The organism is Acinetobacter sp. TSRC1-2, assembly GCF_049895885.1.
Lineage (GTDB): Bacteria > Pseudomonadota > Gammaproteobacteria > Pseudomonadales > Moraxellaceae > Acinetobacter.
Window position 1 is genome coordinate 100,160 of record NZ_JAFCTF010000003.1, and the last position, 15,082, is coordinate 115,241.

Consider the following 15,082-nt stretch of genomic DNA (forward strand, 5'->3'; position numbering starts at 1 on the left):
ACTTAATTTTATTACAGATATATTTCATTTTAATGACTAAAATATGTATCCCAAAATGACAAAAGGCCGACTGTAGCCAACCTTCTGCCATATTTACTTTAGACTTAATCTGATGATTCTGATCTAAAGATTAAGCACGTTCAAGCAATACAGCGACTGCAGGAAGGGTTTTACCTTCTACAAACTCAAGGAATGCACCGCCACCCGTAGAGATATAGCCAATTTTTTCAGCCACTTCATATTTGTCGATTGCAGCTAAAGTATCCCCCCCACCCGCGATAGAGAAACCTGCTGATTCAGCAATCGCTAAAGACAATGCTTTAGTCCCTTCACCGAATTGATCGACTTCAAATACACCCACTGGACCATTCCAAAGAATCGTTTTTGAAGTTTTGATAATTTCAGCGAATGCTTTTGCCGTTTCTGGGCCAACATCTAAAATCATGTCGTTGTCGGTTACATCAGCAACATTTTTCACAACAGCTTTCGCTTTAGCCAATGAACCCAAGAAATCAGCAAAATCGATTTCAGCCGCATCTGCAACCACAACGTCTGTTGGTAATGGAACAGAAACTTTTGCAGCAATGGCTTTGGCTGTGTCGATCAAATCATTTTCACACAATGATTTACCCACATTGTAGCCAGCAGCAGCCAGGAATGTATTGGCAATACCACCACCGACGATGATTTGATCGCAAATATCTGAAAGTGAAGTTAACACGTCAAGCTTAGTTGACACTTTAGAACCTGCAACAATGGCAACCATTGGCTTTTCAGGTGTTTTAAGTGCGCGGCCTAGAGCATCCAGTTCAGCTGCAAGTAACGGACCTGCCGCTGCAACAGCGGCAAAACGAGCTACGCCTTCAGTTGAGGCTTCTGCTCGGTGCGCAGTACCAAATGCATCCATTACAAATACGTCGCACAGTGCTGCATATTTTTGTGCAAGTTCAGGATTATTTTTCTTTTCACCCAGGTTGAAACGCACGTTTTCAAGCAATACCACTTGACCTGCTGCAACCTCAACACCATCTAAGTAGTCGCTAAACAATTTAACCTTCTGACCCAAAGCTTGAGTCAAATAAGCAGCAACAGGCGCTAACGACTGTTCTGGTTTAGGTTCACCTTCAACGGGACGACCAAGGTGAGAACAAACCATTACCGCAGCGCCTTTTTCTACCGCTGCTTTAATTGTAGGAAGCGCAGCGCGTAAACGCGCATCACTTGTAATTTCACCATTTTTTACAGGTACGTTTAAATCTTCACGAATAAGAACACGTTTACCTGTTAAATCGAGGTCAGTCATACGCTGAAAATTCATGTATAGCTCTCTTTATAGATATAAAAACCGCCCGATTTTAAATGATTATGCAGAAAAAGGTTAGCTTCTTTTGCATAAAAGCTGTCGAAAGACAAAGTTTTGATTATGATAGTCAAAAGCCACATCATGATTCAGAGCTTATGTCTATTCACCCAGATCCAAATATCAATCGTTTAAACGTTTTAGGCGAATCCATGGCTAGCTGTTGTTATGCCCCTATTACCGGATATTTTCGTAACGGCTTTTGTCATACTGCTACAACAGATCTAGGTCAGCATACAATGTGTGTACAAATGACCGCTGAGTTTCTTAATTTTTCGCAAAAAGTAGGTAATGACTTGATTACACCGTTGCCAGAAGTCGATTTCCCGGGTTTAGAGCCAGGTGATTTTTGGTGTATTTGTGTGACCCGTTGGGTTGAAGCATACCAAGCCGGTATTGCCCCTCCCATTAAAATTCAAGCTTGCCATCAAGCTGTGCTCTCGTATGTTCCGCTTGATGTGCTTATGGAATATGCAGTGTAATGAGTACTCCCCAAATTATTTTGGCTTCAAGCAGCCAAACCCGCAAAGACTTAATGAACCGCCTTCGCATCGCTTATCAAAGCATCGTGCCTGATATTGATGAATCTCCACGTGGTGAAAATCATGCGGATGATTTAGCCAAAAGACTGGCATTTGAAAAAGCCAAACTTATTTCAGAACAATATCCAGACGCGATTGTGATTGGATCAGACCAAGTGGCTTGGCGTGAAGGTGCACCGGATATTTTCATTGGCAAACCGCTAACTGTTGAAAAAGCAGTGAGACAACTGCAAGCCAATTCCGACAAAATTGTCTATTTCAGTACTGCACTCAGCGTACAACAGCTTTCTACCGGCTTTGAACATACACTGGTTGAACATTACAAGGTCAAATTCCGCAAACTCGGTTTTGCTGAAATTGAACGCTATATTGAAGTAGAACAACCTCTAATGTGCGCAGGTAGTTTCAAATGTGAAAGTTTGGGTATTAGTCTGTTTGAACAAATGATTGGGCAAGACCAAACTACGCTAATGGGCATGCCGATGATTCAGCTGTGTCATATCCTGCGTCAATTGAATATTTTAGTTCCTTAATTTTAGGCTGTATTTATGTCTCAAGCTTTAGATGTATTAGGCGGAATTACCGCTGAACAATTCCTTGCCGAATATTGGCAAAAGAAACCATTACTGGTACGTAATGCACTTCCAGAAGTTGCGAATCTTTTAGAACCTAACGATGTTATGGAACTTGCGCTAGATGAAAATGTCAGTGCCCGTTTAATTAAACAAAAAGATAAAGATCCAAATCAATGGTCTGTAAAATCATCACCTTTAACCAAAGCTGATTTTCAGAAGATGCCAAAACTTTGGACACTGCTTGTTCAAGCTGTGGATCATTACTCTTTTGACCTTGCTGAACTTTGGAAAAAATTTCCCTTTATTCCGCAGTGGCGTCGTGATGACATTATGGTGTCGTATGCTCAAAAAGGCGGCTCAGTCGGTAAACATTTCGATTTTTATGATGTCTTTTTAGTTCAGGGGCATGGCCACCGCCGTTGGCAGCTGGGGCAAATGTGCGATGCCGAAAGCGAATTTGTTGCAGGTCAACCGTTAAAATTACTGCCAGAGATGGAATTTCATTTTGATGAAGTTTTAGCACCGGGTGACTTGCTTTATGTGCCACCAGGCTTGTCTCATTACGGCGTAGCGGAAGATGACTGTCTGACTTACTCATTTGGTTTTCGCATGCCAAATGTGGCAGAAATGATGGATCGCGTCAGTGATAAATTTGCTAGCGATCAATTACTTAAAAACCCGCTGACCGACATTATTCGCGACAAAATCAGCCCGATTGGTCAAATCAGTCAGGCTGAACTTGAGTATTTAAAAACAGAACTTTTAGCGAAATTGCAAAATCCAACTGTGCTTGAAGATGCGCTCATGAGCCTGATGTCGGAACCGAAATATCCTGAAAACATTCCAGAGGCAGAAGCCATTGGCACAGGCGATTTGGAAGAAGCGTTAGATCAAGGCTATTCCCTCATTCTCGAGCCTGCATCACGTCTACTTTATACCGAAGACGAAGGTGAGTTGCTGTTCTGGGCCAATGGTGAAGGCATTTGTATTTCAGATGTATTTGCACCGATTTTAAAACAATTAGCTGATGGCCATCCAATATTGCTCGATGAAAAACTTTATGATCCAGATATGCTGGAAGATATCGTCAACTTGTTAAATGAATCGATTCTGATGTTATTACCTGCTGCAGAGCAAGAATAAATTAAACAATAAGGGGAAATTAGTTTTCCCCTTTTTTATATTTTAGAAGCATGAAAGTTTATTTTTTAGAGAAATCAAAATAACTCACAAATTTTAATTTTTTAGCAATTCGATCATGTGAAGTCGCTAACTAAAGATCTGTATTTATTCGTACCATTTCATCATGATAGCGTCTTATCCAATTTGGATTAGACGATAAATTATGATTAATAATCAAAACATCTTAATCACTAAAAAGTGATTTTCGGATATGAGCATTGAATTGATATCTTTGGGTTTCCAGTCTCCTAAACCTCGGTCGATTAAAACCGGTCAATTCTCCTGGAGGTAAATTCTTTATTACTCTTTTCTTGAGCAACCAAGTCTAAAATTTCTGTTTCGCGATTGGTCAAAGGTGCCCTATCCGCCTTTAACGATTTATCATCCTTCGAAGCTGTAATCACTGAAGCTTAAATCTGCCTTAAAATTTCCTGTGCAATAAAAAAATCGCTAATTGCTCCACCACGCAAAATACTGCGAATAGTCAATCGTACCTCCACATCATCGCATCCTTTTAAAACATAAACTGTCGCACGTCGCAGCGACTTTGATGGCAGAACATAGGCTTGCTTGCGTACTCCATGCTGCAATTACCAGAGTTAAGGTTACTACTCTCAAGACTATGCAGCTTTTCTATCAGCTCCACCCCATTTCTATCAGGAAGTCCAAGATCGACCAAAGTTAAGGAAATAGGTTGTTGTTCTATGTGCAGGAAGGCTTTTTTTAGATTCGCGGCAAAAATGAGCACATCATTGGCATAGTCCAAATCAGCCAAAATTTTCTTAATCATTCTTGAATGAGATCTTCATCTTTAACAATTATAACGGGTATAGGTAAAATCGTTTCTAATCCCGACCTATAATACCCCTTTTTCATTGGCTCAATTTAACGGAAAAAGTTAAAGAAACACCTCTAAAAAAACCAAGCAACTTATTGAATTTTATATTAATAATTAAAATTCTAGTTCAGTGGTTTGAGTGTTATCTTCTCAATTTAACACGATAAAATAAAAACGCTGACGATTCAATCAATGATTGATTCCCGATCAATGAATTAAATTATTTATCTGAAATCCAGTTTCCACTCGCTTCTGAGTTAAAGTTTTAAATACCTACTTTTAAATAGAAAAAACAGCTTATAAAGCTGTTTCTGTAGAGCAGTGAATCATTTAACCATATTGCTTGTTTAAGTATTTGACAATATCAGCGGACTCAAACATTTTCACACCAGTATTCGGGTCGACTAAATAAGGAACCTGAATATCACGCCCTATAATTTCAACAATCTTCTCACGTTTGCCGCCGGTTAAGGGTTGGTATTTCCCAGGTTTTAAACGCAACACAGCCGGCCCCATATCTTGCCAGCGTTCTTTAGGCACATTATGGAATATGAAAGGAAGTTCCAGTTCAGTTAATACACCACGTACAACGCGTGTAAATGGACTAGCCTCAAAACCCCACAATTCTAGAAGTTGGGCGGGCGCTTCACGATCAGTAATTTTTTTATTAATCCAAACCCCACGTGCGCCATTAATAATTGTTCCTAGAAAGGCAGCCACAGGAATTTTGGGATATTGTGCAAATTTTTTCGGCGTTTTCCCCGTTCGACCATAATGCTTAAATAAATAATGGATGATATCTTGGGATTCATACATCTGAGTACCCGAGTTTTCATCAATAAAAAAGGGAAATTGTTTTTTTCCACCTTTTTCTTTGACAATTTTTCGGTATTTCTGGCCACCCTTAGGACAAGGATAAACCTCATAATCCAGATTTAATAAGGTTAAAACCTCACGTACACGGCGACAAAATGGCGAACCTTCAAACTCATAAAGTTTGAGTGATTTTTCAGGCTGTTGAGGAAAGGCAGTACCACTGACTCCGCGTCCACCTTCAGTCAATGCAGAAGCTAAAGCCTGTACAACTTTAATTTGATGATTCACCATTTTTATCCTTATACAATTATCGTTATAAATCGACTAATTTTTCTTTTGCAATCACAATTCCATTGTTATCGACATAGATATAATCGCCAGAACTGATGCTTACACCACCAAAATACAAAGTTAAATCGACCTCGCCAATGCCTTTGCGATTACTTTTTTGTGGAATTGCAGCCAATGCATGTACGCCCAGATCCAATTCAGCAATCGCATCCACATCGCGTATACAGCCATAAACCACTACACCACTCCAATGGTTCTTAACCGCTGACTCTGCAATCATATCGCCCATCAAGGCACATCGCATGGATGCACCGCCATCTACCACCAGCACTTTACCGGTACCATCAGTCGCGAGCAGTTCTTTTACCCGAGAATTATCTTCAAAGCATTTAACTGTCACGACCTGACCAGCAAAACTTTTACGCGCACCATAGCTTTTAAAGAATTTTCCATCCATGCAAGGTGTCACCACTTGAATCTCTTTCTCTGGATGATCATCAAGTAAATCGCACGTTACGAATGCTGTATTAGACACTTTTTATTTCCCCTTCATTTGGAATTTTGTATACGTAAATTATCATAAATTTCAAATTTTTCAGTTTGCGTTTGCGCTGCCTCAACCATAGTATGAGCCACTTGCCCTACTGTCACTGGCTTATATTTGAATGAATCAGGAACTAAATGCGAGAATTTCTGATAGAGCTTTTGACTCAGATCTTCCAGGCTGCGTTGTTCTGGACGATCACCTAACAATAATGAGGGCCGTAATATTGATACATATTCAAGATTTAAACCCTGGATATGCTTTTCTAATTCACCTTTGACTCTATTATAGAAAAAATTTGACTGGGCATTCGCTCCCATCGCACTGATTAGCAAGTAGTGCGTATTAGTCGATTCAAATAAATCGGCAAAATGTGCATTTATTTCATAGTCGATATTATAAAAATTTTCTTTTGAACCTGCTTTTTTGAGCGTAGTGCCTAAACAACTAAACGCGTGGCTATAGCCATTAATGTCTTCATCATTCAGCAAAAGAAAATCGTCTAGAATGAATTGTTGTACTTTTTCCAAGCTTTTGAGTTCTGAATCTTCACGGCGGACTACCGCGGTAATTTTCTCGCAACTGGCTATACAATTGAGCTGTTTCAGTAGCTCTCGTCCTACTAAACCTGTTGCTCCAATTACAATCGCACTTTTAATTGATTTAGTCATTTTTTAAGCAATCTCTATAAGTTATTACTAATCTAACGGTTTCTTTAGAATTTTTATGCATCTAAAATGTTGTCAAAGCAAGTCAAGACTTGACTTAACAGCATAGTTTAATCACAATATGGCACTTGTTTACGGGCTGGTGATAATTCTTCTGATGAAGGTTTTCAGTTGCAATTTCAGCCCGCCCAGACCAATCTAATTCAAGGAGTGCACGAGTGGCAAACTCTGCTCAAGCTAAAAAACGTGCTCGTCAAAACGTTAAAGCACGCAAACACAACGCTAGCTTACGTTCTATGGTTCGTACTTATCTTAAACGTACAGTAGCTGCAATCGCTGCTGGTGATTATGCTGCTGCTTCAGAAGCATATAAAACTGCGGTTCCTGTAATTGACCGTATGGCTGATAAAGGCATCATCCATAAAAACAAAGCTGCTCGTCATAAGAGCCGTTTGAATGCACAAGTTAAAGCTTTGGCTAACTAAGTTGTTGCATTGAAAAAAGCCCGTTAAGGGCTTTTTTTACATCTTGAGTTTATTCATACAAGATAAAAATTCCGTGCTTAAAATGCCTTAACTTATTATATTACAATAGACTTCTTTCATAATTGTTAATACCCCTCCTATCTTTCTCTTAGAGGAAGAAATAAAAAGGATTTATGAAACAAATTTAATGTAATAAAGTGAAACTTTAATGATTAAACAAAGTTTTAGAATTTTTTTAATATAAATATATTTATCAAATAATTAAAACTCAGTTTCTCTATTTAATTTTATGAATACTTACATCATTTAACATATCCTGTTTACTCAAAACAATATATGTTTATTTTGCGAACAACTCTTGTAGATAATTAGTTAATAATTAATTGAATTTAAAAAAAAATTTATAAAATACAATTTGCCTTAACTGCCTCACAATTAGCTTTAAATATTAAATTAATTGGAGAAAAGTCATGTTTAGAAAAATTATTCTTGTTACAAGTATAGCAAGCACCTTAACTTTGGCTGGTTGTACATCCATGCCCAACCCCTCCACAGTTAGAAATTTAGATAAATTACAAAATAAAAATTGGGTTCTAACAGAAATCAATCAAGTTATTTATAAGGCTGATCCAAGACAATCTGCTGTTCCAACCATGATATTTGATAGTCATGAAGTAAGTGGCACCGATGGATGTAACCAATTCATGGGTGGTTATGCCGTTATGGGAACTCAGATTAAATTTGCGAATCTAAAATCCATAGAAAACAATGCGTGTTTGGATGTGACTGATTTACCTCAAAAGTTCTCTCAAGCATTAAGTCAAGTTGTGAGCTATGATGCATCTAGTACTGAATTAAAGTTACTCGATAGCAATGATAAAGTTGTGGTCAAGTTTAAGAGTCTTAAATAGATATAAATGAGTCCTCACTTGAGGGCTCATTTTACGTATATTCATATCATAACTTTATAAAACAAGCTCTTTAGAGAGCTTGCTTCATTCAGTCGACAACTCACAATATTACTATTTTGCTAAAATTTTCGACAGCAACGGTAAATTTTTACCATTCGATAGTGCCAAAATTAGACTGTGACTTTGCGGAACAATACTCCATTTTTGGTTATTACCATTTCCACAACCATACATAGTGATTTCACCACGTCCAGCAGCACTTGGTGTATAACCACCTTTTAAGTCCAAACAGCTATTGCCTTGGCGCAGTTGTTGTGTATCAACATTGACAGTCACTTCCCACACTTGCCCCTGTACCTCATTACTACATGCAGAAAGTGTTCTAGAGTTGGTTAAACATAAGTTTGGATATTGTTGACTGTGAATTTTGCCAATTGCATCATGAACCCATAACGTCGATGCTTCACCTGTACAACCATTTTTCCCACTCATATAAACATTCAAGATTCCAGTATCAAGTTTTTCTACCTTAAGACAGCTATTGCCCATTTTTGGCATGACCAACATGCGCGCATTAGCAAATGGAATATCATTCTTCAAGCCAAGGCTATCAACAAATTTATGAAATGCTTCTAATGCTTCGGTATTACCATTACTAAGGTCGTTATAATAAACATTCACCCAACGATTCAAACGATAAGTTTTAATTTGCTGCTGTGTATAACGTACCATTTCAGTTTGAGCATCTGGAGAAAACTCATCTTTAAAGCGACGATAAGAATCATAAAACAGTCTAAATGTAGGCGACAAATTAACTATTTCTTTACCTTTATTTTGCAAAAATGCCTGTTCCAGTTCTGGCATTTCAATACGTTTTAAAGCGGAATAACCTTCTTCCTGACCAATACTCACATACGGTGACATAACGTCAGTAGCCAAAGGAATATTGATACTGGAAAGTTTAACCGCTTGCTCATTGGATTTTTGACAATACAAATCAACCGCTTGAGGTTGCTCACTTTGTGCTAAATTAATATGAAACTTATTCACAACAGCCAAATTGTTGGGATCAAGGTTAGGATTCATTCGCTGCGGTGCCAATGCAATATTTTGCACACCACTGGCAGACTGCACCTTTAACCAGCAACTCGCAGCTGTACCGCCCGTATTGGCTTGCGGCAAATCAAACACATTCCCCCAGTTACCACGTGCCGCAGGATAAATTAAACCCGACTGATTGACAGGATCATATCCACCCACAATGGTATATACAGGCACACTAAATAAACGCGGCTTTAGATAATTTCCATCTGTACTGTTATACCAAACATTGCTCGATTTCGTAGGTACTTTAGGCTGTGACACTTCCATTATTCGAGTTGTTGGATTCCACTTTTTATAGCCTGTAACAGAGTCTTCAGCCCAAATATGGCGATCAAAAGCAGGCTGAATTTTTTGTTGCGTACTATAGCCAGTGTAATGCGTATAGCGTGAAATAGAACTGGCTGATGAGCCTCCTGCCATTGCATCTCGACCATATGCATATTTATCTTGGAAGTTTGGTATACCATTTGTACCATCCCATAAAGTGGTCGTGCCCCAATTCAAATTTCCGCGCATTTTATTTCTAAAGGCAATATAGCCCCAACCACTATCCGCGTGATGAGCTGCCCAAAATAAATTTTCACCGACCGCACCAGGGTAATGGCCCAAACCATAATGATGACCAATTTCATGACTAAATTCATTTCCCACTGAATCATATAAAGTCAAAATACTATTACCACCGCTTAACCCATGATTGACGTCGCCATTCGTATATTTACCGCGAGCATGATGAATAACAACGCTTTGGGTTAATTGTGGCTGTTCCTGACTCATCATAGAGGAACTGGTTATGCCCCAGTTGGCAAGGTTAATTCCTACACTAAAGGTCGATTTCGCTGTATTCTCACGCATATCACCACTATATACATCCCCTTTGGTTGCACTCATCGAGTCATAAATGACACCACTGGCAACCATCACCTTGTCAAGTTTCATATCTTCATATTTACTGACAATCATGCGTGCTGCGGGAATAGTCTGAAAATAATCCGTTCCAGCTTTTTCAGGCTCGAGTAACATGTAATGGCCCGTTGACTTAGGTTGATCTGTTAATAAACCCAATCGGATACTTTGAACAACCAACTCTCCTGGTGCTGCAAAATCAATGTCTTCTGAGCGTAAATCACCATTTTTTCCGCTTATGGGATCAACGATTCGGATAGATAAACCCGGGCGTACTTCATTCCATTTTAATGCTGCGGACCATGCACGTTTTGAAAATCGTACTCGTGGTCGATCCTCGGCGTTAGACTGATCAGTTAAAGCAATACGAGAGGGCTCTTTCAATCTAAGTGTCTTAATCAACTGATTATTAAAATAGATTTCAGCATTTAACTGTTCAGGATTACCCATTTCAGCAGTTGGAGTTACTAGCAGCAAAGCATCTTTTTCGGTGGTTAATCGCGGTAAAAATTGCGATTCATTATTTTTAGGATTGACGACATGACTTTGTGCAAATTGCACCATAGCTGAAAAACCACCCATTAAGTCATTTCTGATTTGGCGAGTATCTCCAAATTTATTAAAATCAAAAAAACCTAAAATTGAATTATCAATAATATCTTTTTTTGGTTCAGGATACTTTACTGGTGTACTCGATCCTATTGGGATTAAAGGTATACTTGTATCAGGTTCTATTGGGGTTACAGGTATACTGCCTGGTGTTTCTGGTGTTGCATTTGGGGGAAGTTCATTTGTTCCATCTCCTGGAAGTTCATTTGTTCCATCTCCTGGAAGTTCATTTGTTCCATCTCCTGGAAGTTCATTTGTTCCATCTCCTGGAAGTTCATTTGTTCCACCGCTTGGAACTTTATCCGAACCATCTCCTTCAGAACCACCACATGCCATAAGCATTATAGATAAGGTACATACAGTTAAATATTTAAATCGTAGTTGCATCACATTTTCACCCCAATCGCACAATAATTTCTCCAAAAAGAAAAACTATGTGACCATATTAAAATTATTTAAATCAATAACTTAAGGTGATTAATAATATATTAAAATAATTAACCCCACTATAAAAAAATATGTAAATGACCACACCAAATACTTGTATTTTCAGGGTTTATGTTTAGTTTTTTCAGCAAAATGTGAGCGCGTTAGAATATTTATATATAAGATATTTGAAGTTATGAATGATTCTTTTAAAAAAATTAGTGTATATAACACCAACTTCAATTTAATGATTATTCGTCCAGCTCAAATCGTTAAAATTGTGCAAGATCAAAGGGATTTATCACTTTTGAATAGAAAACCATATTGATAGATTTTTAATGTAAGTTAAATTTTTCTTCTTATAAGTAACTCTTTTATTTTTCTAGTTTTTGAAACTCTCGAATCGAAAGTTCACTGACTTTACCGCGCCAAATCCATTTAAGTTTCGATTCTAAAAACTCATCGCCTTCAAACCAGACAAACAACCCTTCCATCATTTTCGGCCAGTCTTCCTGACTAACGGTATTACGCCCAGAAATCACCGCAATGATTGCCGCTAAAATCGTATCGTGACTCACTGCCAAACTTAGACCAAAATGATCTTGAGGATGGGTGTTATAAATAAGCTCTAACACGTCTACCACACCGGTAATCGGATGTTTCATTCCGGGCAAGGCATTATTGACAAAACTATTGATAAAGCCCAAAGCACCTTGTTTTCTAAAATATGGACCTGCCTGCTTGATATCCAGTACAAAACTTCCCGGTTCAACCAATAAGCCTTGCTCGACAATCTCGATATAATGGGTATTTTGTGCAAGCGTACTTGAATCAGCACCCTGAATCATTAAAGCTGCTGTATCGACACAGCGTTGAATTGGGCTTGAAATACAGTGTTGAATACTCCGGTCTGTATTTTCAATTAAATATGTGCCCCACGCCTGTGCCAAGTCACGACCTTGCGAGGTTAACTGTAAATCATAGCCAGCCAAACCCTGCCCAGCCACCATCTCACGAATAGAATGACGAGTAAATAAAGTCACAGGTGTTTTTGCATCAGGCAGTAAATCAATTGCCTTGAGCATACTAGTAGGGAGTAGATCTAACGCCATGATGCAGCCAAAAATTAAACATGGTTCGGCACACTATAGCATGTTAAAACATCAGCTCAATGGATGTTCGCCATAAGTCCTAGAGCCTGGAATGCTAATTTTTTCATTTCAATATTCTTAAAGGCAATAAAGCCACCGTTCAATAAACTACTTCGTTGATTATATAAAAAAGGGCGGCCCTGTAAATCGACCAGCCCACCACCAATACGCTCAATCAGACATTGACCTGCACTGGTATCCCACTCGCTCGTCGGATGAAAGCGTGGATAAATATCTACCTTTCCTTCAAGCATCATGCAGAACTTATAGGCACTGCCCGCTTTAAACTCTACAACTTCAACCTGCTGTTTTAAGATGTCCAGATATTCAGCGTATTTAGATCTACCTTGGCTACTTTGACTTAAACCCACTTGAATGGCTGTTAAAGGTTCATCTTTCATATACTCCAGCCATTGCCCGGTTTGAATCTCGAATTTCAACGGTAAACCTTGCTTCGGACAGATATAGAGCGTCTGTTCAGCCGGAATTGCCAATATAGCGAAGACTGTATGCGCTCCCTCCACTAAACTTAAGTTAATGGTAAACTCAGGTCGCTTATGCAGGAATTCTTTGGTTCCATCTAGTGGGTCCAGCAACCAGAAGTTTTGCCATTGCTTATGCTCGGTATTGTCGCCTTCTTCTGACAATAAAGGGGTCTCAGGAAATTTTTTCTTTAATGCTAAGGTGATAAATTCATTGACCCGATAATCGGCTTGCGTTACAGGCGAATTGTCACTTTTTTTCTCGACATCAAAATCCCCACCTGCACAATAGGCCTGATATTCCACTCGCAAAATTTCACATGCCTGTGTCACAATAGGTACAAGCTGTAAAATTAATGCATCTTGTGGTGCTGTTGTTATTTTGAACATAGATTACCTATATATGCCGAATTACTCAGAAAAACCGACCATCATTTTTGATATGGAATGATTGAATCATAAGTAACTATTTTAATTAAAATTAATTTAACTTAAAATTTTTACTTAATTTTTATGTACACACATTTGTACACTTTGAAAAATCTGCTATGTACATTATAGCTTAGCAAACATCGAAAAATATAAAGCCCTCACTTGAGGGCCTTCACAATCGCACCATGCCGCGCCTTACAATCATTATATTTCGCTACAGTATCAATAGACCACAACATTATAGCTTTACCCTGCCCCGACTCTAATTTTTGCAAATCAGGGCATGGCTGAATTAGGTTCGCTGGAATCACCGGTGATAAGTGAGTTGAGTTGCTGCAACCCAGAAGCATCAATGCAATGGTTGAGATAAACAGGACGCTCCACGATCTTTTGCACGTCACGTGTAATATATTCTGTCCTGACTCGTTCGGCTTCTCTGGTTTCTTCATATTCCTCACTCACTTCATTGGCTTTTTCTTGAGATTTTTTTTCAGCATCTTTATAAGGTTTAAGTGCCTCTTCTACACGACCATTACATGCAATTTCTGCATCGCGCAAATCACCACCTAAACTATTGACCTGCCATGTTTGAAAAAACAGGCACAGCAAAAGTACGATGATCAAAGTCCAACGCTTGTTGTTCCAAAGCAGTAAAAGTATTGGCATTAGAATTCCTCCACTGGCAGTAAATCAACGGTTTGACCAGCTAAGCTGTGATTACAATCAGATAAGAATTGAATCTTCCCATTAGTGATAAATGAATGGCATTGGCTTGGATGGCCTTGATTTACCATCAATGACGGTGTGAATGTTGGAGCATTTAAATTCCCATTAAAACCCCACCGAATGCGATGTTGCTCACCAACATGGATGGGATGTAAAGTTTTGCATCCTGGGCACTCAATGAAATAGATGCCATTTGATTCAAGCAAAACATTACTTACTTTTTTAAACTCAGCCATTATTGCGCCCCCATGCATTTTTGATGTCGCTCAATTTGTCTAGTCCAAACCCCATAGCAATTGTTAGATCGCACAGAACAATCACGCTTAGCTGCATATTTCCATTTCAGCAATGAATCACAGGCCTGTTTATATTTGCCCTGCTTTAAATTGCGAAGCATTGAAGATGATGACCACGCACCTGTACCAAATTGGTATGTGAAATCCATATACAGGTCATATTCAGTTTGTGAAAGCGGAACGCCTAAAAGTGTTTTATTGAAAATACGTGCATCCTTGGCCATATGGTTTTTCAATAATTCGGTTGCACGTTTTTGTGTGATTGGTGGATCAGTCATTTTGACTTTGGTGCCATCTTCATATTTTGTGGTGCCTGTGCCAATTGTAGCCACGCCTACAGAATCTTTATATGGTTTAAGCTCGGTGCCTTCTTTATTTTGAGTGTATGCAATGCCACCCAAACTGATAGCGGTAAGCATTGTTACGATAACTTTAGTTCTGTTCGACATCACATTTCCCCTGCCATTGTTTTACTTTTAATTCATGAATTTCATCAGCACGTTTGTTCTCAAGTCGCTTGTAGTACCAATTCACCACGAAGCCACCTAAAGCGATTGCTATGCCAAGCCATGCCAAAACATCGACTGATACAAGCCAAGCCACAAAACCTGACGTTGCTCCGAAATATGTGGTTTTTGATGCTGCTGAAGAGACGGATGCCGCCATTTCAACAACTGCTGTTTTTTGGTCAGACATGCCACCCCCTAAATTTTGGTAATAAAAAAGCACCCTAAGGTG

At 38.8% G+C, this 15,082-nt stretch carries 17 protein-coding genes; 5 read left to right on the top strand and 12 right to left on the bottom strand.

The window, feature by feature from the left end; translation table 11 throughout:
* Nucleotides 1-130: 130 nt before the first annotated feature.
* Entirely contained in the window at nt 131-1,318 is a 1,188-nt protein-coding gene (locus ACP69Y_RS05185) for a phosphoglycerate kinase (RefSeq protein ID WP_425916754.1), read from the bottom strand.
* A gap of 140 nt (nt 1,319-1,458) precedes the next feature.
* On the opposite strand from ACP69Y_RS05185, the gene ACP69Y_RS05190 reads away from it, so the two are divergent.
* From ACP69Y_RS05190 to ACP69Y_RS05200, 3 genes are read left to right on the top strand one after another with little or no spacing between them, the layout of a single operon-like run.
* The gene (locus ACP69Y_RS05190; RefSeq protein ID WP_131266470.1) at nt 1,459-1,842 is read left to right on the top strand and encodes a DUF2237 family protein; all 384 of its coding nucleotides are present in this window, start codon (nt 1,459-1,461) and stop codon (nt 1,840-1,842) included.
* Nucleotides 1,842-2,435, top strand: coding sequence for a Maf family protein (locus ACP69Y_RS05195; RefSeq protein ID WP_425916756.1), 594 nt, complete (start codon nt 1,842-1,844; stop codon nt 2,433-2,435). The genes ACP69Y_RS05190 and ACP69Y_RS05195 overlap by 1 nt, the downstream gene beginning before the upstream one ends.
* A gap of 15 nt (nt 2,436-2,450) precedes the next feature.
* Nucleotides 2,451-3,620, top strand: coding sequence for a JmjC domain-containing protein (locus tag ACP69Y_RS05200; RefSeq protein ID WP_425916758.1), 1,170 nt, complete (start codon nt 2,451-2,453; stop codon nt 3,618-3,620).
* A gap of 553 nt (nt 3,621-4,173) precedes the next feature.
* Here ACP69Y_RS05200 and ACP69Y_RS05205 read toward each other — a convergent pair.
* The 4 genes from ACP69Y_RS05205 to ACP69Y_RS05220 form a co-directional block, all read right to left on the bottom strand.
* Nucleotides 4,174-4,449: a hypothetical protein gene (locus ACP69Y_RS05205; protein ID WP_425916760.1), complete on the bottom strand. Its 276-nt coding sequence runs from the start codon at nt 4,447-4,449 to the stop codon at nt 4,174-4,176.
* Nucleotides 4,450-4,827: 378 nt separating this feature from the next.
* Complete coding sequence (locus tag ACP69Y_RS05210; RefSeq protein WP_425916762.1) at nt 4,828-5,604, bottom strand: glutathione S-transferase N-terminal domain-containing protein; 777 nt, start codon at nt 5,602-5,604, stop codon at nt 4,828-4,830.
* A gap of 22 nt (nt 5,605-5,626) precedes the next feature.
* Entirely contained in the window at nt 5,627-6,139 is a 513-nt protein-coding gene (gene rraA / locus ACP69Y_RS05215) for a ribonuclease E activity regulator RraA (RefSeq protein ID WP_425916764.1), read from the bottom strand.
* A 14-nt stretch (nt 6,140-6,153) separates the two neighbouring features.
* On the bottom strand, nt 6,154-6,819 hold the full coding sequence (locus tag ACP69Y_RS05220; protein ID WP_425916766.1) for a nucleoside-diphosphate sugar epimerase: 666 nt from the start codon (nt 6,817-6,819) through the stop codon (nt 6,154-6,156).
* Nucleotides 6,820-7,034: 215 nt separating this feature from the next.
* Between ACP69Y_RS05220 and rpsT the strand changes: the two genes are divergently transcribed.
* On the top strand, nt 7,035-7,301 hold the full coding sequence (gene rpsT / locus ACP69Y_RS05225; RefSeq protein WP_005010321.1) for a 30S ribosomal protein S20: 267 nt from the start codon (nt 7,035-7,037) through the stop codon (nt 7,299-7,301).
* Nucleotides 7,302-7,771: 470 nt separating this feature from the next.
* A complete protein-coding gene (locus ACP69Y_RS05230) occupies nt 7,772-8,212 on the top strand; it encodes an META domain-containing protein (RefSeq protein ID WP_425916768.1) in 441 nt (146 codons plus the stop codon).
* 111 nt (nt 8,213-8,323) lie between these two features.
* Here ACP69Y_RS05230 and ACP69Y_RS05235 read toward each other — a convergent pair whose 3' ends face one another.
* The 7 genes from ACP69Y_RS05235 to ACP69Y_RS05265 form a co-directional block, all read right to left on the bottom strand.
* A complete protein-coding gene (locus ACP69Y_RS05235) occupies nt 8,324-11,218 on the bottom strand; it encodes a M66 family metalloprotease (RefSeq protein WP_425916770.1) in 2,895 nt (964 codons plus the stop codon).
* Nucleotides 11,219-11,631: 413 nt separating this feature from the next.
* Nucleotides 11,632-12,369: a histidine phosphatase family protein gene (locus ACP69Y_RS05240; RefSeq protein ID WP_425916772.1), complete on the bottom strand. Its 738-nt coding sequence runs from the start codon at nt 12,367-12,369 to the stop codon at nt 11,632-11,634.
* A 56-nt stretch (nt 12,370-12,425) separates the two neighbouring features.
* Nucleotides 12,426-13,280: a 3'(2'),5'-bisphosphate nucleotidase CysQ family protein gene (locus tag ACP69Y_RS05245; RefSeq protein WP_425916774.1), complete on the bottom strand. Its 855-nt coding sequence runs from the start codon at nt 13,278-13,280 to the stop codon at nt 12,426-12,428.
* A gap of 318 nt (nt 13,281-13,598) precedes the next feature.
* Nucleotides 13,599-13,988, bottom strand: coding sequence for a hypothetical protein (locus ACP69Y_RS05250; RefSeq protein WP_425916776.1), 390 nt, complete (start codon nt 13,986-13,988; stop codon nt 13,599-13,601).
* Nucleotides 13,988-14,284: a DUF6527 family protein gene (locus ACP69Y_RS05255; protein ID WP_425916778.1), complete on the bottom strand. Its 297-nt coding sequence runs from the start codon at nt 14,282-14,284 to the stop codon at nt 13,988-13,990. Before ACP69Y_RS05255 ends, ACP69Y_RS05250 begins: the two co-directional genes overlap by 1 nt.
* Nucleotides 14,284-14,793 (bottom strand): lysozyme, encoded by a 510-nt coding sequence (locus tag ACP69Y_RS05260; protein WP_425916780.1) that lies wholly within the window; start codon nt 14,791-14,793, stop codon nt 14,284-14,286. The genes ACP69Y_RS05255 and ACP69Y_RS05260 overlap by 1 nt, the downstream gene beginning before the upstream one ends.
* Nucleotides 14,777-15,040: a holin gene (locus tag ACP69Y_RS05265; protein WP_425916782.1), complete on the bottom strand. Its 264-nt coding sequence runs from the start codon at nt 15,038-15,040 to the stop codon at nt 14,777-14,779. The genes ACP69Y_RS05260 and ACP69Y_RS05265 overlap by 17 nt, the downstream gene beginning before the upstream one ends.
* Nucleotides 15,041-15,082 lie beyond the last annotated feature (42 nt).